20 protein-coding genes are annotated in these 16573 nt (G+C 62.5%); 7 read left to right on the forward strand and 13 right to left on the reverse strand.

The genetic code is table 11. From position 1 onward, the window contains the following. Positions 1-21: 21 nt before the first annotated feature. Together J7557_RS05245 and J7557_RS05250 are read right to left on the reverse strand one after the other, a co-directional pair. Positions 22-1164: a D-alanyl-D-alanine carboxypeptidase family protein gene (locus J7557_RS05245; protein ID WP_291418000.1), complete on the reverse strand. Its 1143-nt coding sequence runs from the start codon at positions 1162-1164 to the stop codon at positions 22-24. A 59-nt stretch (positions 1165-1223) separates the two neighbouring features. Continuing rightward, positions 1224-2195, reverse strand: coding sequence for a septal ring lytic transglycosylase RlpA family protein (locus tag J7557_RS05250; RefSeq protein WP_291418308.1), 972 nt, complete (start codon positions 2193-2195; stop codon positions 1224-1226). Positions 2196-2677: 482 nt separating this feature from the next. Here J7557_RS05250 and J7557_RS05255 point away from each other — a divergent pair, with 482 nt between their 5' ends. Continuing rightward, positions 2678-2887 carry a hypothetical protein gene (locus J7557_RS05255; protein WP_291418002.1) on the forward strand — a complete coding sequence of 70 codons (210 nt, stop codon included), beginning with the start codon at positions 2678-2680 and terminating at the stop codon, positions 2885-2887. A gap of 164 nt (positions 2888-3051) precedes the next feature. Continuing rightward, on the forward strand, positions 3052-3468 hold the full coding sequence (locus J7557_RS05260) for a GreA/GreB family elongation factor (RefSeq protein ID WP_291418004.1): 417 nt from the start codon (positions 3052-3054) through the stop codon (positions 3466-3468). A gap of 38 nt (positions 3469-3506) precedes the next feature. On the opposite strand, the gene J7557_RS05265 is transcribed toward J7557_RS05260, so the two are convergent. Genes J7557_RS05265 through folD form a run of 4 tightly spaced genes read right to left on the reverse strand, consistent with a single transcriptional unit; the run spans position 3507 to position 6183 of the window. Further along, positions 3507-4133 (reverse strand): shikimate kinase, encoded by a 627-nt coding sequence (locus tag J7557_RS05265; protein ID WP_291418006.1) that lies wholly within the window; start codon positions 4131-4133, stop codon positions 3507-3509. Then, the gene (locus J7557_RS05270) at positions 4091-4651 is read right to left on the reverse strand and encodes a GrpB family protein (protein ID WP_291418008.1); all 561 of its coding nucleotides are present in this window, start codon (positions 4649-4651) and stop codon (positions 4091-4093) included. Before J7557_RS05270 ends, J7557_RS05265 begins: the two co-directional genes overlap by 43 nt. Positions 4652-4711: 60 nt before the next feature. Continuing rightward, positions 4712-5284: a DUF1643 domain-containing protein gene (locus J7557_RS05275; protein WP_291418010.1), complete on the reverse strand. Its 573-nt coding sequence runs from the start codon at positions 5282-5284 to the stop codon at positions 4712-4714. Then, the gene (gene folD / locus J7557_RS05280) at positions 5281-6183 is read right to left on the reverse strand and encodes a bifunctional methylenetetrahydrofolate dehydrogenase/methenyltetrahydrofolate cyclohydrolase FolD (protein ID WP_291418012.1); all 903 of its coding nucleotides are present in this window, start codon (positions 6181-6183) and stop codon (positions 5281-5283) included. Before folD ends, J7557_RS05275 begins: the two co-directional genes overlap by 4 nt. 131 nt (positions 6184-6314) lie before the next feature. On the opposite strand from folD, the gene J7557_RS05285 reads away from it, so the two are divergent. Further along, positions 6315-6749 carry a DUF1801 domain-containing protein gene (locus tag J7557_RS05285; protein WP_291418014.1) on the forward strand — a complete coding sequence of 145 codons (435 nt, stop codon included), beginning with the start codon at positions 6315-6317 and terminating at the stop codon, positions 6747-6749. Between the two features lie 208 nt (positions 6750-6957). On the opposite strand, the gene greA is transcribed toward J7557_RS05285, so the two are convergent. Both greA and J7557_RS05295 read right to left on the reverse strand, forming a co-directional pair. Next, the gene (gene greA / locus J7557_RS05290; RefSeq protein WP_291418016.1) at positions 6958-7440 is read right to left on the reverse strand and encodes a transcription elongation factor GreA; all 483 of its coding nucleotides are present in this window, start codon (positions 7438-7440) and stop codon (positions 6958-6960) included. A gap of 84 nt (positions 7441-7524) precedes the next feature. Further along, positions 7525-7962, reverse strand: coding sequence for a hypothetical protein (locus J7557_RS05295; protein ID WP_291418018.1), 438 nt, complete (start codon positions 7960-7962; stop codon positions 7525-7527). Positions 7963-8359: 397 nt separating this feature from the next. Here J7557_RS05295 and J7557_RS05300 point away from each other — a divergent pair, with 397 nt between their 5' ends. Together J7557_RS05300 and J7557_RS05305 are read left to right on the forward strand one after the other, a co-directional pair. Next, on the forward strand, positions 8360-9835 hold the full coding sequence (locus J7557_RS05300; protein WP_291418020.1) for an AMP nucleosidase: 1476 nt from the start codon (positions 8360-8362) through the stop codon (positions 9833-9835). An 84-nt stretch (positions 9836-9919) separates the two neighbouring features. Then, on the forward strand, positions 9920-10102 hold the full coding sequence (locus tag J7557_RS05305) for a CsbD family protein (RefSeq protein ID WP_291418022.1): 183 nt from the start codon (positions 9920-9922) through the stop codon (positions 10100-10102). Between the two features lie 96 nt (positions 10103-10198). On the opposite strand, the gene aqpZ is transcribed toward J7557_RS05305, so the two are convergent. The 4 genes from aqpZ to J7557_RS05325 all read right to left on the reverse strand — a co-directional run bounded on the left by aqpZ (position 10199) and on the right by J7557_RS05325 (position 14288). Next, positions 10199-10885 carry an aquaporin Z gene (gene aqpZ, locus J7557_RS05310; protein ID WP_291418023.1) on the reverse strand — a complete coding sequence of 229 codons (687 nt, stop codon included), beginning with the start codon at positions 10883-10885 and terminating at the stop codon, positions 10199-10201. An 81-nt stretch (positions 10886-10966) separates the two neighbouring features. Beyond that, the gene (locus J7557_RS05315) at positions 10967-11935 is read right to left on the reverse strand and encodes an NAD(P)-dependent alcohol dehydrogenase (protein WP_291418025.1); all 969 of its coding nucleotides are present in this window, start codon (positions 11933-11935) and stop codon (positions 10967-10969) included. 5 nt (positions 11936-11940) lie between these two features. Next, entirely contained in the window at positions 11941-13218 is a 1278-nt protein-coding gene (gene eno / locus J7557_RS05320) for a phosphopyruvate hydratase (RefSeq protein ID WP_291418027.1), read from the reverse strand. Between the two features lie 113 nt (positions 13219-13331). After that, positions 13332-14288: an NAD(P)-dependent oxidoreductase gene (locus J7557_RS05325; RefSeq protein ID WP_291418029.1), complete on the reverse strand. Its 957-nt coding sequence runs from the start codon at positions 14286-14288 to the stop codon at positions 13332-13334. Between the two features lie 87 nt (positions 14289-14375). On the opposite strand from J7557_RS05325, the gene J7557_RS05330 reads away from it, so the two are divergent. After that, a complete protein-coding gene (locus J7557_RS05330) occupies positions 14376-14807 on the forward strand; it encodes a VOC family protein (protein ID WP_291418031.1) in 432 nt (143 codons plus the stop codon). A gap of 161 nt (positions 14808-14968) precedes the next feature. On the opposite strand, the gene J7557_RS05335 is transcribed toward J7557_RS05330, so the two are convergent. Continuing rightward, positions 14969-15376, reverse strand: coding sequence for a rhodanese-like domain-containing protein (locus tag J7557_RS05335; protein WP_291418033.1), 408 nt, complete (start codon positions 15374-15376; stop codon positions 14969-14971). A gap of 79 nt (positions 15377-15455) precedes the next feature. Between J7557_RS05335 and ftrA the strand changes: the two genes are divergently transcribed. Beyond that, a complete protein-coding gene (ftrA, locus tag J7557_RS05340; protein WP_291418035.1) occupies positions 15456-16427 on the forward strand; it encodes a transcriptional regulator FtrA in 972 nt (323 codons plus the stop codon). Positions 16428-16573 lie beyond the last annotated feature (146 nt).

Genomic DNA, 16573 nt, shown 5'->3' on the forward strand with positions numbered 1-16573 from the left:
AGCGTATTGGCCCCGGCACCTTCAAAGCCAGCCCAACGCGAGCTGCTTAAGCGCATCCGTCGCACGGCGCACGAGGTCGCCTTGCGGGACGTCTTCGGCGGCGTAGAGGGGGGCGCTTTGGACGAGTTGGTCATTGCAGAAGACGCGCAGTTCGGCGACTTGCTGGCCAGCGGCAACCGGGGGAAGAAGCGGGCCGACATAGTTGACGCTGGCCGAGAGGCAATCGCGCGAGCCGCGCGGCAGGTAGAGGGCGATTTCGCCCTTGCCGACGAGGCCGACGCTGCCGATTGCGCCGCCATACACATCGGCATAGGCGACAATGGCACCATCTGGATAGGCTTCAAAACGCTCGAAGGCGCGCATGCCCCAGGTGAGCAGCTTGCGCCCCTCTTCGGCGCGTTCGCGCATGGAGCCGAGGCCGTGGACAACGGCGACGAGGCGGCGATCACCCTGAGCGGTGGAGATAACAGCCCCGTAGCCGGCCGCTTCGGTATGGCCGGTCTTGAGGCCATCGACGCCGATGCCGACTTCGATCAGCGAATTGCGGTTGGCTTGCTTGATGCCGTTCCACTCCATCTCCGGCTCGGAGAAATAGTGGTAGAATTCGGGAAATTCGCGGATCAGGTAGCGGCCGAGGTCGGCCAGGTCGCGAGCGGTCGAATATTCGTCCGGGTCCGGCAGGCCGGTGGCATTGGTGAAGTGGGAGCCGTCGAGGCCGATTTCGCGGGCCAGTTCGTTCATCATCGAGGCGAAGGTGCCTTCGGTGCCGGCAATGCCTTCGGCCAGCACGATAGCGGCGTCATTACCGGACTGGATGATGACCGAGCGGACAAGGTCCTCGACGCGGATCTGCGAGTTTAGGACGGCAAACATGGTGGAGCCGCCGGAGGCCGCGCCGCCCGTGCGCCAGGCATTTTCGGAGACGAAGAACTGATCGTCGAGCTTGATGCGGCCAGCGCGGAGTTCGTGAAAGACGACGGCCAGGGTCATGAGCTTGGTCATGCTAGCCGGCTCAAGACGCGCGTCGGCGTCCTTCTGAAAGATCACCGTGCCCGATTCATAGTCCACCAGCACCGCGAAGCGGGCATTGGTCTCAAAATTGGCCTGCGCGAGAGCCGGAAAGGCACTGGCGAAAGCGATGAGCAGGGCGAGAAGCAGTCTCACGGGCAGTACCTTGCGTTTCGGCCGTTCTGGCCGGATGCGGCTCGGCGACAGACCCCTATTTAATAGAGAATTATGTCGCCAAGGCCAAGTTCTCGGGCCAGTGCAAGAGCGTCGTCTTTTGTGGCGCCGGGCTTCAAATAAGTGAGAGTGAGGCGGGTCGCCGGATGGCCGTTGACCAGCACCTGCTGCTCATCGACCGCACCGAGAATGGCGAAGCGTTCGGCGAGGGCGATGGCGTTGGTCGGGTTCGAGAAGGTGCCAAGGCCGAGCTTGAAGGCGCGGCTATCGGCATCGACGCTCTTGGCCCAGGCTTGCAGATCGGGCGTGCCGGCGGCCATGGAATTGACGGCTGCGAAGGCAGTTCCAATGCCGGCATCGACTTCCTGAGGTGTCGAGTCAGCGTAGGAGAACAAGCCATTGAAGAAATTGGTGGTCATGCCGACGAGGCTGCGATTGCTCTCGGCCGATGCAACCCGGATATTGCCGGTATCGAAATCCTGCGGACCGGAATAGCTGGCCATGAGGGTGCGGGTATCGTCGCCTTCGAGCGGGGCCGCGCCGACATACTGGACCCGCACATTGGCGGAGCCGTTGTTGACGTAACCGAGCATGGCAGCGGCCTGATGGGACAGGTCGACGACGCGGCCGGCGACATAGGGGCCACGATCGTTGATGCGGACGATCAGCGAGCGACCATTGTCCTGATTGGTGACGCGGACATAGGACGGCAGCGGCAGGGTCGGATGAGCGCCGGTGATGGCATTGGCGGAGAAGATTTCGCCATTTGCCGTGCGGCGGCCATGGAAATCGGAGCCGTACCAGGAGGCGGTGCCCGAGGCCTGATAGTTCGGATCGTGCTGCGGCACATAGGTTTTTCCGCGCACGGTATAGGGCTGGCCGACCTGATAGCGGCCACCGCCGCGCGGGGGATTGGGGTCATTGGTGACGCGCGGGGAGACGGCGACGCCATATTCCTTGGAGGTGAAGGCACCGCGCTTGACGGTGGCGCCAAGGCCTCCTCCGCCACCCATACAGGCGGCAAGGGCGGGGGCGATAAGCGCGCACAGGGCGACTGTGCGAACGAGATTGCGCCAAGTGGTCACGGTACTCTTTACTCAACACGCTTGGGTCAGGGCGCACGCTTTTACACAGCATGCGTACAATTCTTTGCAAAATGTCGTCAGGCTGGTTGAGGGGACGTTAATGCTGACAGACTGTTAGCATTCGAAGCCGCATTGCGTGGATTTGGGTAAACGAGCGGTAAAGAGCGGGTTTCGGCACGAATTTGACTTTGCGGGGGATATGGCCATGATGGCAGGCATGAGCACGGATTTCATTTTCGTCCCCCAGACACGCGACGGTCATCGCCCGGCACTCTGATTGCCTGGTGTTGCTACCTGCCGAAAAGGCAAGAGCGGCACCAGGAGGCTCTAACCATTCCTTCATTTCCTATGCCTGATGGCGCCTGCGGATCGCGGGCGCATTTTGGCATGCCTGTCCCGAGACAATTGCGATGACCTTCAAGTATTCCGTGACCCTTCCGATCAGCGGTGGGAACAAACTCAGCCGGTTCAAGGATTGGGCCGAGCGGCATGTGCCCGCGGTGCGCTATAGCCTGCCGCCGCAGACGCCGATCAAGACCGAGACAATGACCATACGCCTCGCTTCGCTCGAAGAGCGGCAGCATTTGCTGCAGGCTTTTGCGCGATCGTCGCAGATGTGAGGTCGGGAGATGCCAGCGCTGAGATTTTGCCGGTCTTGTGCCGGTCCTCGCCCGAGGGCGGCACGGCGGTGTCCGTGGTGTCATCGGGACTATGACGCTCCGAAGGCCTTGCCCGAGCATCTTTTCGATGCGCCGGACGGGCGAACGCAGAGGGAGGCCGCGCGATGACGACGCTTTCGCTGAAGGATTGGTCGCAATCTCCCGAGATCATGATCGGGGCGCGGGAGCATCGGCGGCTGACCACTGCGGCGTTGATCGATGTGGAGCAGGATTCCGACCAGGTGGACTTTTTGCTCTATGAACTCGATCGGGCCGTGATCGTGGAGGACACGATGCTGCCGGCCGACATTGTGCGGCTGGGGAGCGTAGTGCGTTTTCGCGTTGCCTCGGGCGAGGAGCGGACGATCAGGCTGGTGCTGCCTGAGCATGTCACGGGGCGCGACGCCTATCGGCTGTCGGTGACGTCAAAGCATGGGGCGGCGCTGTTGGGGCTGCGGCCGGCGCAGATCATTGCCTGGGTCGATGCCGGCGGGGCGGCACATAGCGTCGAGGTGCTGAAGGTGGCGAATGCCGGGGCGTGAGCGGCCATGAGCTGGGGGCGGTTGCGTCCCCAGTCTCGTCAAGCCGCAGCGGGTAGAGTCAGGGCGTCAACGAGCGCTACGGCGATCTCGGAGGGGAGGTTCTGGGAGATGACCAGAGCGTCGCCTTCGTTGATGAGAATCTGGAAACGCTGGCGGAATTTCTGGTCTTCGGAGGTTCGTTGGAGACCGAAGCCGCGCTGGAGCTGGCGCTCTACCACGATCGGGGTGGCGATCTCGATGTCGCGACTGGGCAGGAGGACGATGCCGTAGCCGGTCGAGACCAGGCGGCGGGCTTCGATGTTGTCGGGTGTGCCGACGGGCGCGGCGAGAAAGCCGGAGGCGGTGACGAAAATTCGGGGGCCGGTGACTTCCGACAGTAGAACTCCGGCCAGAGCAAGATTTTCGTCGCGGTAGCGCTGGTAGCCATGCCGGGTGATGAACGGGCCGATCAGATCGAGGCGTTTGCAGAATTCCAGATCGAGGTCGATCAGTGGCCAGTTGAGCACTCCGGCGAGTTCGCGGCCCAAGGTCGACTTGCCGACGCCGCCGGGGCCGAGGAGAAACAACGTCTCGCCGGCCCGCCATGGGCGGCGGATGTCTATTTGGGTCTCGCCGTGATCCATCAGTCGGGCGCCGCTTCTGACCAGTTTGTGCGCTTGGCCCATTCCATCGCCCCCTCGTGGATGATGTCGAAGACGGGGTCCTTGATGTCGTAATAGGCGTCCTGATCTTCGGGGAAGAAGGCGGCGAGGCGCTGCTTGATCTGTTCGTAGGCCTTTGCCGTCACCGGGTGGGAACGAAGGTAGTCGCGGCAGATCAGAGGGAATTTCTGGTTGAAGGCGCCGCGTTGGCGGATGTGGACGTGGGCGCGGCGTGGGGTAAAAACGACGAAGAGGTGTTTGGCGAGGTCGGCGGGCGCGAGGTCCATGCCGGGCGGGCAATGGTCAGACGTGTGCTCGCTCTGGCGGTGGCCGGCGGCGAGGAAGCCGGCGGGATCGACTTTGGTGAGATCATCGACGGTGATCTGGATATCGATGATGTCCTTGGCGGCCAGGTCAGGCACGGCGGTGGAGCCGATGTGGTGGACATAGGCGCCGGGTGGACTGAGGGTCAGCAGTTCGGCCTTGAGATGCTGGAAATCGCGCGGCCAGGATTTTTGCGCTGGCGTGATGATGATCTGCATGCGGCACTCCTCCTTACCTCAGAGATGGACGAGGAGGAGCGACAGGGCAAGGGCCCAGCCTCAGCCAGGGAACGGGATGAGGGCGGTATCCGCGCGGAGATAGAGCGGGTGCTTGGGAGAGCCGTCGGCATTGGTGCCGAAGCACCAGAGGTCGAGGTTGTCGGCGCGGAGGGTATCCACCAGTTCGCGACCGGCAGGGGCGAGAGCCTTGTTCAGCTTGCCGTGGCAGAGCACGATGCGCCCTGCCCCGTTGGCCGCCTTGCGGATGGCGGGGAGGTTCGCAGACGAGACGGCGACCGTGCCAGGAAGAAGCAATGATTTGGGGTCGGTGGCGCGGTAATCGCCGACATTGCATTTGACCATGGCGGAAAAACCCTCGCGGCGGGCAAAGGTCCATTCTCTCGCGCAGGTTGGGTCGTCCACGGTGGCATCGGCGGTGGAGGGATTCATGCCGATGAAGAGGATGTAGTTTTCCGGGAACGTGTCTCCCAGCCAACGGCGCATGAGCTGGCGATAGCGGCCATCTTCGCTCATGACCGCATCGCCATGGACGCCGGCGCCAAGGCGCAGACGCACCTTGCCGCCGGGATCGTGGGCGGCTTCGTCGCCCAGGTCGAGAGAGGTCTGGCTCATGCCGTGAGATCGCTCGGGGGCACGAGGCCGTTGATGAGCGAGGCGGTGGTGATGGTGTTCGCCAGGAGGCAGGCGATGGTCATGGGGCCGACGCCACCGGGAACCGGCGTGATGGCGCTGGCGACTTCCACCGCGGAGGCGAAATGGACGTCGCCGACGAGCTTGGTCTTGCCTTCGCCCTTTTCGGGAGCGGGAACGCGGTTGATGCCGACATCGATGACCACAGCGCCGGGTTTCAGCCAATCGCCCTTGACCATTTCGGGACGGCCGACAGCGGCGACGACGATATCGGCCTGACGGACGACGTCTGCGAGGTTTTGCGTCTTCGAGTGGGCGACGGTGACGGTGCAGTTGTCGCGCAGGAGAAGCTGCATCATCGGCTTACCGACGAGGTTGGAACGGCCGATGATGACGGCGTTCTTGCCTTCGAGTTTGCCGAGGTGATCGCGCAGCAGCATGAGCGAACCGAGCGGGGTGCAGGAGACCGGGCCCGGCAGGCCGATCTGGACCTTGCCGACATTGGCCGGCGTAAAGCTATCGACGTCCTTCATGGGGTCGATGGCTTCGATGACCTTGTTGGGATCGATGTGCTTAGGAACGGGCAACTGGACGAGGATGCCGTGGACGGCGGGGTCGGCATTGAGCTGATGCACCAGGGCAAGCAGGTCTGCCTCGGAGATATCCTCCGGCAGTTCGTGCTTGAACGAATTCATGCCGACTTCGGCGGTCTGCTTGGCCTTGTTGGATACATAGACCTGACTGGCCGGGTCGTGACCGACGATGACGACGGCGAGGCCGGGGGTAATGCCGTGCTCGGTTTTGAGGCGCTCGACGTGGCCCGCGATACGACCGCGCAGATTCTCGGCAAAGAGTTTTCCGTCGATGATTTTTGCGGTCATAGTGGCCTCCTTTTCTTGGGGGATAGAGGCGCGAGAACTGGCTCCCCGCGTTTCGGCTTCGACATAAGGGATGCGTCATGATCCGTCCATTGCTTTGCGGGTCATGGCAGCCATTTTGAAAGAGGTGTGCTGTGGCCGAACAGAAGACGCGAGCGGGTACTGGCGATGTGACGTCGTTCCTCGATGGGATCGAGGATGAGGCGAAGCGCGGGGATGCGCTGGCGCTGGTTTCGCTGATGTCCGAAGTGACCGGGGAGCCGGCGGTGCTCTGGGGCACGATGGTAGGGTTTGGGAGCTACCACTATCGGTATGAGACCGGGCACGAGGGGGATAGTTTTCTCGTGGGGTTTGCGCCGCGGAAGGCGGAGTTTTCAATCTATCTGATGGGGACGTATCTGCCGGAGGCGGCAGCGGAGCGGGAGGCTTTGCTGGCGCGGCTGGGGAAGCATCGCATTGGCAAGGCTTGTCTTTATGTGAAGCGGCTGAGCGATTTGGATTTGGGGGTTTTGCGGGAGCTGGCGGAGATGTCGGTGGGGGCGTTGCGGAGGGTTTATGGAGCCACCTGACCTCGGAGCGTCAGAGATTTCTCCTTGGTCGTCACCACCGACTTGTCCCCGTGGTCCATGCGGAGGCGAGATGGATTGCCGGGACAGGCCCGGCAATGACGATGGAGAGGGGATTTGGGGGGCTGAGGAGAGCGTTGAAACGGAGGTTCCCGCTTTCGCGGGAATGACACCGTGGGTGTGGCTGGATCGAGAAGGACGAACGTTCCCACTAAGCGATCCTGATGATTTCCAGTTCCTGCGGGCCCAGGGTGGCGACGTCGTCGACGCTTTTGCCGAGGAGGGCTTGGGCGATTGGGGAGGCGTGGGAGATCGAGCCGGCTTTGGGGTCGGCTTCGTCTTCGCCGACGATGCGGTAGGTCTGCGTGCGGCCATCGTCGCGAGTGAAGGTGACGGTGCTGCCGAAGGCGACGGTTTCGGAGCTTGATGGGGCGGGCGCGAGCTGGGCGGTGCGGAGGCGCTCGGCGAAGTAGCGGAAATCGCGGAGGGGGACGGCGGACTGGCGGCGGCGCTCGTTGATGTCTTCGATGGCCTGCGCAGCTTCGAAGGCGGTGCGGGCGGATTCCACCTCAGCCTCGAGCGCCTTCAGACCGGCTTCGGTGACGAGGTTGAGGCCGGGCGGAATGGGGCGATCGGGGAGGACGGATTCCGAGGCGGTTTCGGCACTGTCTTCCTTGGTGAAGGCTACGCTCACGGCGTCGGTCTCCGATTTTGTAGACGCCTACCCCTATCAAAGCGCGGCGATTCAGGCTGGTGTTTTAGCGCATATCCCGGTGGGCTAGCGTATGCCGCATTTGCCCAGTTCGGTTGCCAGCTCGGCCATATCATAGCTTGCGGTGGCGGCAATGCTGCTGTCGGCGTTGTAGCCGGTGACCGTAAAAGTCTTGCCATTCACAAAGTTGGACAGGAAGGCGAGGTCGACGGAGAGTTCGCCGCTGGCCGGGGTGACGCTGAGCAGGATGTCGTCGAGGCCGGGGATGAGGATGATGTCTTCGCGATCTTCGCCATCGATCTGCCCGGCGAAAAGTAGGCCGGTTGGTTGGGTTGGCGTATCGATCTGCAGCTCCATGCTGTTGCCGAAATCGTAAAGCGCCAGGTCGCCAAATATTTCATTGGGCGCCGTGGGCGAAACAGCGGACGTGCACTCCTCTGCAAGCGCGGGGGAGGCGAGCGTGATGGCTGCGATGGCGGCTGTGAACAGTGTCCGAATGTGCATGTGCGACGTCCTCCCCAAGACCTCGACCTTCGCTGCCGCGGCATGAATGGCGGATGAACTTCTCAGTGAGGACGGGAAAAGAAAAGACCGTCCGACATCTCTGCCGGACGGCCTTGGGGGATATAGTCCGCCGCGCTGTTGAGGGCTTGGGGGACAAGCGGCCAACCACATCCTGCTCACCGGGTTGCATGGGTCGTTTGCCGTGCCGATGAACTAGGTGAAAAGATGGTGGGCAATTGCGGCAATAAAAGTACAACTCACCGAAGTGTGAAGACCGGTTTGGCGTGCGCAGCCTCCGTTGAGAAGGTGTCATGCGGTCCCTATAGTGAACGGTAAAACCGGTGCGATTCCAATGAGCGCCCGCCGGCCGAATGGGGCCGGCAGATGAGGATGGTACATGACGACGATTTGCCCGCCGCGCCTCGAAACCCAGAGCTTTACCGATCCGGAAGCCGCATGGGAGCAGATCGCGCTGATCTATCGGCGCAATTGCGAATTCATTCGCGGGCATCTGGCGGGGCTGACGCGGGGAGAAATTCCCGAGGGAAGGGTTCGGGCCTGCTATCCGCAGGTGGAAGTGCGCTCGACGAGCTATTCCAAGCATGAGAGCACCCTGCCCTATGGGTATTTGCATACGCCGGGGATCTATCGCACGACGGTGACGGCGCCGGATCTGTTCAAGACCTATTTCGAGGAACAGTTCACCGTGTTGCTGCGCAACCATGGCGGCACGATCGATGTGGGCGAGAGCGATACGCCGATCCCGCTCCACTTTGCGCTGCCGGCGCATGAGCACGTGGATGGCGCGGCACTGAATGCGCTAGGGATTCCGCTGCGCGATGTGTTCGATGCGCCCGACCTCGCCAATACGGACGACGAGATTGCCAATGGCACCTATGTGCCGCCGCGGGGCGGGCCCTACCCGCTTTCGGCCTTTACGGCACCGCGGGTGGATTATTCGCTGTTCCGACTGGCACATTATACCGGCACGGCGGCCGAGCATTTCCAGAACTTCGTGATCTTTACGAACTACCAGTTCTATATAGACGAATTCTGCCGGGTGGCGAAGGCCTGGATGGCCGAAGGCCACGGGCATTATCAGCGGTTTATCGAGCCGGGGAATGTGTCGACCGACAATGCTCTCACCGGGGGCGCGGTGACCGGGTCGCCGCCGCCGCGGGCGCCGCAGATGCCGGCCTATCACCTGGTGGGGGATCGCGGGCGCGGCATTACCATGGTCAATATCGGCGTTGGGCCGGCCAATGCGAAGACGATTACCGACCATATCGCGGTGCTCAGACCGCATGCCTGGATCATGCTGGGGCATTGCGCGGGCCTCAGGAATTCGCAGGAGCTGGGCGATTATGTCCTGGCGCATGCCTATGTGCGCGAGGACCATGTGCTCGATGCCGACCTGCCGTTGACGGTGCCGGTGCCGGCTCTGGCCGAAGTGCAGGTGGCGCTGGAGCAGGCGGTGGAGGAGATCACCCAGACCGAGGGGATCGAGACCAAGAAGATCATGCGCACGGGGACCGTGGCGACATTTGACAATCGCAACTGGGAATTGCGGGACCAGACGGAGATCGTGCGGCAGTTGAGCCAGTCGAGGGCGGTGGCGCTCGATATGGAGAGCGCGACGATTGCGGCGAACGGGTTCCGGTTCAGGGTGCCCTATGGGACGCTGCTGTGTGTTTCGGACAAGCCGCTGCATGGGGAATTGAAACTGCCTGGCATGGCTTCGGATTTTTATCGCACACAGGTCAATCGGCATTTGCAGATCGGACTGAGGGCGATGGAAATCTTGAGAGACCAGCCGGCGGAGCGGTTGCACTCGCGAAAACTGCGGAGCTTTGCGGAGACGGCGTTTCAGTAAACTTCAAGTGACGCATCGGCGCGCGGGAACGCGTGGCGGGGCGATGCCGTTCTTGCTGCTACAGGGCTTTCAAAGGAGCTGAAAATGCACAAGGATGAAGTCAAAGGCGCGGGCAAACAGGTCAAGGGCGCCATCAAGGATGCCGCCGGCGGCTTGACCGGCAATGAACGTCTGCAGGCTGAAGGCAAGGCCGACAAGGTCGCCGGCAAGGTTCAGCAGAAGGCCGGCGAACTGAAGGACAAGGCGCGGGATGCGCTGAAGCATTAAGATACGAGGCCAGCGGCCGCCACGATGCGGCCCCCTCGTTGGGGCGCGACGCCCCCAGAAGAAGGCCCGGTGTTTTCACCGGGCCTTTCCGTTTGCTCAGTGGCGCTCGAGCAGCGCTTTCCAGAGGATGGCGCCGAGGGCGGCGCCGACCAGCGGAGCGACGATGAAAAGCCAAACCTGACCAAGGGCGCCGTTTTGCGCGAAGATAGCGGCGGCGATCGAGCGAGCCGGGTTCACCGAGGTATTGCTGACCGGGATCGAGATCAGGTGGATCAGGGTCAGGCCAAGGCCGATGGCGATGGGCGCGAAGCCGACGGGTGCATTGCCGTGGGTCGAGCCCAGGATGATGATCAGGAAGAAGGCGGTGAGCACGACTTCGGCGATCAGCACGGAGACGAGGCCATAGCCATGGGGCGAAAGGGCATCGTAGCCGTTGGAGGCGAAGCCGCCTGCGGTGAAGCCGGCAGTGCCCGAGGCGATGACGAAAAGGACGGCGGCGCCCAGAATGCCGCCGACGAGTTGGGCGACCCAATAGGGCACGACGTCCTTGTATTCAATGCGGCCAGCGATGGCGAGGCCAAGGGACACGGCGGGATTGAAGTGACCGCCGGAAATGTGGCCCACGGCATAGGCCATGGTCAGCACGGTAAGGCCGAAGGCTAAAGCAACGCCGGCGTAACCGATGCCCAATTCAGGAATACCGGCAGCAAGAACGGCCGAGCCACAGCCGCCGAATACTAGCCAGAATGTACCAAATGCTTCGGCAGATAGACGCTTTATCATACCAAAAACTCCCCAAGCGCAGATGATTCTACACTTGCCATCTTATGCCTAGTTTTTGGGCAGTACAGGGGGAGTAAAGAGCTAGACGAGCGAGACGACAACTTTGCCTATCGCGAGACCGCTGCCGAGGCGGCGGATGGCTTTTGGGGCGTCTTCGAGGGGGAAGGCGCTGTCGATGATCGGGTGGAGTTTGCCGGCGCTGCAGAGTTCGGCGAGGGCCAGGTTGTCTGTGGGGGAGACCTTGTAGACGAGGGCGCCGAGGGATTTGTCGCGGCGGAAAAGGCCGGAGAGGGCAACGCGCAGCAGGCTGTTGAAGGTGCCGCCGACGAAGAAGAAGCGGCCGCCGGGTTTTAGACAGCGGGCATAGTGGGCGGCGGGGCGGTTGGCGACGACGTCGATGATGAGGTCGTAGCTTTCGGGTGCGGCGGTGTAGTCGTCGGAGCGGTAGTCGATGAAACCGTCGGCGCCGAGGGCGAGGACGGCTTCGCGCTTTTCGGCGCGGTCGACGGCGATGATTTTTGCGCCTTTAGCCTTGGCGAGCTGAATGCCCAATGTGCCGACGCCGCCACCGGCGCCGTTGAAAAGGACGGTATGGCCGGGGCCGAGATCTTCGAATTTGTGCAGGGCTTGCAGGGCGAGGCTGCCAGCTTGCGGGAGCGCGGCGGCGTCGGTGAATGAGACGCCGTCGGGAATTTTGGCGAGGGTTTTGGCGGGGGCGCAGACATAGTCGGCAAAGCCGCCCCATTTGCCTTCGCTGAGATCGCCGAAGACGGGATCGCCGGGTTGGAAGGCGGTGACGCCCTGCCCTATGGCTTCGACCGTGCCGGCGATATCGGCGCCGAGGATCTTGTGGGGTGGTTTGAGGGGGCCAGAGATGCGGCCCATGGGGGTGCCGATGATCAGGTCCCAGTCCCAGGAATTGACCGAAGCAGCTTTTACGCGGACGAGGACTTCGCCCGGTTGGGGCTGCGGCCGGGGCACTTGCTCTAGCCGCAGAACCTGTTCTGGCGGGCCATACCTGTCATAGACGAGGGCCCGCATGGTAGTCATGGCGCTTAGCGGCCCTTGACGACCGAGTAGCCGGCATACTTGGCCGAGGAGCCGAGCTGCTCTTCGATGCGGATCAGCTGGTTGTACTTGGCCAGACGATCGGAGCGGCTGAGCGAGCCGGTCTTGATCTGACCGCAGTTGAGCGCGACGGCGAGGTCGGCAATGGTCGAATCCTCGGTTTCGCCCGAACGGTGCGACATGACCGAGGTGTAGCCGGCGCGGTGGGCGGTATCGACGGCGTTCAGGGTTTCCGACAGCGAACCGATCTGGTTGACCTTGACGAGGATCGAGTTGGCAGTGCCCATCTTGATGCCCGAAACGAGGCGCGCGGTATTGGTGACGAAGAGATCGTCGCCGACGAGCTGCACCTTCTTGCCGATGGCGTCGGTGAGGGCCTTCCAGCCGTCCCAATCGTCTTCGGCCATGCCGTCTTCGATGGTGATGATCGGGTAACGGGCAGCGAGATCGGCGAGGAACTTTACGTTCTCTTCCGAAGTGAGCGACTTGCCCTCGCCCTTCATCTCGTACTTGCCGTTCTTGTAGTATTCGGTGGCGGCGCAATCGAGGCCGAGGAAGATGTCCTCGCCTGGCTTGTAACCGGCCTTTTCGATCGAACGCATGATGAAGCCGAGGGCTTCATCGGCCGAACCGAGGTTCGGGGCGAAACCGCCTTCGTCGCCCACATTGGTGTTGTGGCCTTCGGCGGAGAGACCCTTCTTCAGGGTGTGGAAGATTTCCGAACCGATGCGGACGGCATCGGCGAGGTTTTCGGCACCGGCGGGCAGGATCATGAATTCCTGCATGTCGATCGGGTTATCGGCATGCTCGCCGCCATTGATGATGTTCATCATCGGGACGGGCAGAACGTGGGCGTTGGGGCCGCCGATATAGCGGTAGAGCGGCAGTTCGCTCGATTCAGCGGCGGCCTTGGCGACGGCCAGCGAAACCCCGAGGATGGCGTTGGCGCCGAGACGACCCTTGTTGGCGGTGCCATCGAGATCGATCATGGCCTGATCGACGGCCAGCTGATCGAGGGCATCCATGCCCTGGATTTCTTCGAAAATGGCGGTGTTGACGTTTTCGACGGCCTGGGTGACGCCCTTGCCGTTGTACTTCTTGCCGCCATCGCGCAGTTCGACGGCTTCGTGGGCGCCGGTGGAGGCGCCCGAGGGAACAGCGGCGCGGCCAAAGCTGCCGTCATCCAGGACCACATCGACTTCGACGGTGGGATTGCCGCGGCTATCGTAAACCTGGCGACCCTGGACGTGGATAATTGAAGACATTTTCGGCCTTTCCCTGCGGTGTTTCGAGGCTATTCGGCTTCTCCTAGACTGCACTTGTGACAAGGGAAAGAGGGGGGCGCAAAAATACTGCGCTGGCGCCCACCCCTGCCCCGCTATTTGCCGATGCGGCCATTGGCGATCAGCCAGCCAACGGACTCTTCGACGGCGGCCAGCGAGGAATAGCGCGGGGCATAGCCGAGGAGGCGTCGACCCTTTTCGATCGAGCAATTGGGGCTGCGGGAAATGTGCTCCCAGGTCGCGGTGGCGTTGTCCTCGGTCTGGCGCGATTTCCACTCGTCCCAGGAGGCGAAGGCCAGGTTGGGCTCTTGGCCGAAGTAGCGGTAAATAGCGCGGGCGTAGTGACGGAGGGTGACAGCGCCGGGGGAGACGGCGTGGAAGGCTTCGCCGACGGAAGCCCTCCAATTGGTCATGGCGAGGATCAGCAGCGACGCTATGTCGTCGGCGTGGATGTGATGCACGGTCTCCATGCCGAAATTGGGCAGTTCGAGCGTGTCCCCTCGGGCGATGGTTTCGAAGGCCGCGAGGTCGAAATGGCCAGCGGGATTCAGCGGCGCCCAGCCTTGGCCGACGATGTGGCCGGGATGGATGACGGTGGCCGGGAAATTTTCGCGGCGGGCCAGATCGAGCAGATGGGATTCGATAGCGGCTTTCTGGATGCCGTATTCGCCGAAGGGACGCTTGGTGACATCCTCGGGCGTGGGGACGACTTCGGAAATGCCGTGGGTCCAGATGGTGCCGATATGGAGGAAATGCTGGACGTTACCCTTCAACGCCTCGATGAGCTGGCGGGCGCTATCGAGGGTGAAGCAGATATTGTCGATGACGACGTCGCCCTGCAGATTGGCAATGGTGGTGCCGAAGCTGCCCTGCTTTTCGAGGGCCGCCCTATCGAGCGTGATGTTTTCGACCTGCGACCAGGCGGGGTCAGGCAGATAGGGCTTTGAGGTTCCGCGGGTGACAGCGACGACTTCGTGGCCGAGCCGAACGAGGCGCGGCACAAGATAGGTTCCGATATGGCCCGTGGCCCCGATAACGACAACACGTGCCATGATTTTCGCTCCCGCCGCTGGTTCATGCCAGCGCCCTGTCCTAACATGTCAGGGAAGGCTGTCCAGCCTATCGATTCCGGAGGAACCATGACCAAACCCCTCGTCAAGCAGGTGGCGCATACCTGTGTTTTTGCTCGCGATCTCGACGCCGTGGAGGCGTTTTACCGCGATGTCATTGGCATCAAACCGAAATTCGACTTCAAACGGGGCGAGGATCGGATCGGGTTTTATCTCGATTTTGGCAATCGGACGTTTGTGGAGGTGTTTCTCAAGGGCGAGTCGCGGTTCGAAGAGAGCAACCAGATCAATCACATCTGTTTTGAGACGGATGATCTTGATGGGTTCATCGCCAATGCCAAGGCGCATGGGGTGGCGATTACCGAGAAGAAGCTGGGGGTGGATCACACCTGGCAGAGCTGGCTGGCGGATCCGAGCGGGGTGAAGCTGGAGATTTTCCAGTATACGCCGGACAGCATGCAGTTTGGGCCTGATGGGGTGGTTTGCCAGGTGGACTGGTAACAGATCGCTGACGTATTATTCCACCGCGAAAGCCAGGAGAATAACGCGCATTGCGATTTCTCAATTGTCGTCACCACCGGGCTTGTCCCGGTGGTCCATGCGGAGGCGAGATGGATTGCCGGGACAAGCCCGGCAATGACGATGGGAGAAGATAGGCGCGTTCAGGCCGCCACTTCCTCGATCACTTCCAATTCAAATCCTTCGTCGATCCAGCCGGTGATGCCGCCGGCCATGATCTTTACGGGACGGCCCAATTCAGCCAGGCGCAGGGCGCCGCGGGCGGCGCCGTTGCAGTGGGGGCCGGCGCAATAGGTCACGAAGAGGGTGTCGGCCGGGTAGTTTTCCATCCTGGAGCGGATGATCTTGCCGTGCGGCAGGTTGATGGCGCCGGGGACGTGGCCGCGGGCGAACATGGCGGGACTGCGGACGTCGAGGAGGACGAAGTCGGGCCCCTTCGAGAGGGCGTCGTGAACGTCCCAACAATCGGTTTCGAAAGCGAACTGGGCGGCAAAGTGTTCACGGGCGAGGACGCTGGGGGCGGCGGGGGTGGCGGCGACGGAAGTGGGCATGTGGTTCTCCTTCGTCGTCATGGATAGGTGCGCCCTGCCCGATTGAAAATTGGCGCGAATGACAATATGCGTAGATATCATGCCAAACTTGACCGGTCCCCTTGTTGTCGCCCTGCTCTACGATGGGCTTTGCACGTTTGAATTCGGCATCGTGGCCGAGATCTTTGGGCTGTCGCGGCCGGAAATGGGAACCGGGTGGTATCGGTTTGCCAGTTGTGCCGTGGACGAAGGGCCGATGCGGGCGCATGGCGGGCTGACAGTGGTCGCCGATCATGGGCCGGAGATTTTGGCTAAGGCGGATGTCATTGTGGTGCCGGGGTGGAAGGGTGCGGATGCGCCGGTTCCTGAGGCGCTTGCTGAGCAGTTGCGGGCGGCGCATGCGCGGGGGGCGCGGCTGGCTTCGATCTGTTCGGGGGCGTTTGTGCTGGCGGCGACGGGGCTGCTGTCAGGCGGGACGGCGACGACGCATTGGCGCTATGCCGAGAAGCTGCGGGAGCGGTATCCGGATATTTTGGTGGATGATGCTTCGCTCTATCGCATTCATGATCGCATCCATACCTCCGCGGGGAGCGCGGCGGGGATTGATCTGCTCATCGAAGTGGTGCGGCAGGACTTTGGGGCCGCTGCGGCCAATTCGGTGGCGCGGCGGCTGGTGATGCCGGCGCACCGGGCCGGTGGGCAGGCGCAGTTTCTGGAGCGACCGGTGGGCGTGCGGGAGGGCACGGAGATCGGGCCGCTCCTGGAGGAGGTTCGTGGGAGCCTTGAGGCCGACTGGACCGTCAAGCGGATGGCCGACGAGATGGGGATGAGCCTGCGTACTTTCCTGCGGCGGTTTGCCGAGGCGACGGGGCAATCGCCGGGGGATTGGCTGGCCGATGAGCGGGTTGGCGAGGCGAAGCGGCTTCTTACCCAGGGTAATCCGGGGATGGAGGATGTGGCGGCGGCAGTGGGCTTTGGAAGCGCGCACACGCTGCGGCATCATTTTCGGCAGAAGGTTGGGATCAGTCCGAGTGAGTATCGGGCGCGGTTTTTGGAGGATGTGGCGGGATAGCGCCACCCTCCACGATGTCACCCCGGCGCAGGCCGGGGCCCATCTTGAGATATCTCAGTTTATCCAACGAACGAGGCTCTCACACTGCGGGGGCTGGGCCCCGGCCTGCGCCGGGGTGACAGCCTGTGGGTGGGAGAGCCCCGAAC

This window comes from Devosia sp. (assembly GCF_017744655.1).
Lineage (GTDB): Bacteria > Pseudomonadota > Alphaproteobacteria > Rhizobiales > Devosiaceae > Devosia.

Bases quoted from the DNA above. Each gene is read 5' to 3' on its own strand.
- J7557_RS05270 (WP_291418008.1), bottom strand. From the start codon at position 4,651: ATGCAGATCATCATCACGCCAGCGCAAAAATCCTGGCCGCGCGATTTC.
- eno (WP_291418027.1), bottom strand. From the start codon at position 13,218: ATGTCTTCAATTATCCACGTCCAGGGTCGCCAGGTTTACGATAGCCGC.
- J7557_RS05250 (WP_291418308.1), bottom strand. From the start codon at position 2,195: ATGGGTGGCGGAGGAGGCCTTGGCGCCACCGTCAAGCGCGGTGCCTTC.
- J7557_RS05255 (WP_291418002.1), top strand. From the start codon at position 2,678: ATGACCTTCAAGTATTCCGTGACCCTTCCGATCAGCGGTGGGAACAAA.
- J7557_RS05300 (WP_291418020.1), top strand. From the start codon at position 8,360: ATGACGACGATTTGCCCGCCGCGCCTCGAAACCCAGAGCTTTACCGAT.
- J7557_RS05305 (WP_291418022.1), top strand. From the start codon at position 9,920: ATGCACAAGGATGAAGTCAAAGGCGCGGGCAAACAGGTCAAGGGCGCC.
- J7557_RS05260 (WP_291418004.1), top strand. From the start codon at position 3,052: ATGACGACGCTTTCGCTGAAGGATTGGTCGCAATCTCCCGAGATCATG.
- folD (WP_291418012.1), bottom strand. From the start codon at position 6,183: ATGACCGCAAAAATCATCGACGGAAAACTCTTTGCCGAGAATCTGCGC.
- ftrA (WP_291418035.1), top strand. From the start codon at position 15,456: ATGCCAAACTTGACCGGTCCCCTTGTTGTCGCCCTGCTCTACGATGGG.
- J7557_RS05325 (WP_291418029.1), bottom strand. From the start codon at position 14,288: ATGGCACGTGTTGTCGTTATCGGGGCCACGGGCCATATCGGAACCTAT.
- J7557_RS05295 (WP_291418018.1), bottom strand. From the start codon at position 7,962: ATGCACATTCGGACACTGTTCACAGCCGCCATCGCAGCCATCACGCTC.
- J7557_RS05315 (WP_291418025.1), bottom strand. From the start codon at position 11,935: ATGACTACCATGCGGGCCCTCGTCTATGACAGGTATGGCCCGCCAGAA.
- aqpZ (WP_291418023.1), bottom strand. From the start codon at position 10,885: ATGATAAAGCGTCTATCTGCCGAAGCATTTGGTACATTCTGGCTAGTA.
- J7557_RS05330 (WP_291418031.1), top strand. From the start codon at position 14,376: ATGACCAAACCCCTCGTCAAGCAGGTGGCGCATACCTGTGTTTTTGCT.
- J7557_RS05275 (WP_291418010.1), bottom strand. From the start codon at position 5,284: ATGAGCCAGACCTCTCTCGACCTGGGCGACGAAGCCGCCCACGATCCC.
- J7557_RS05335 (WP_291418033.1), bottom strand. From the start codon at position 15,376: ATGCCCACTTCCGTCGCCGCCACCCCCGCCGCCCCCAGCGTCCTCGCC.
- J7557_RS05265 (WP_291418006.1), bottom strand. From the start codon at position 4,133: ATGGGCCAAGCGCACAAACTGGTCAGAAGCGGCGCCCGACTGATGGAT.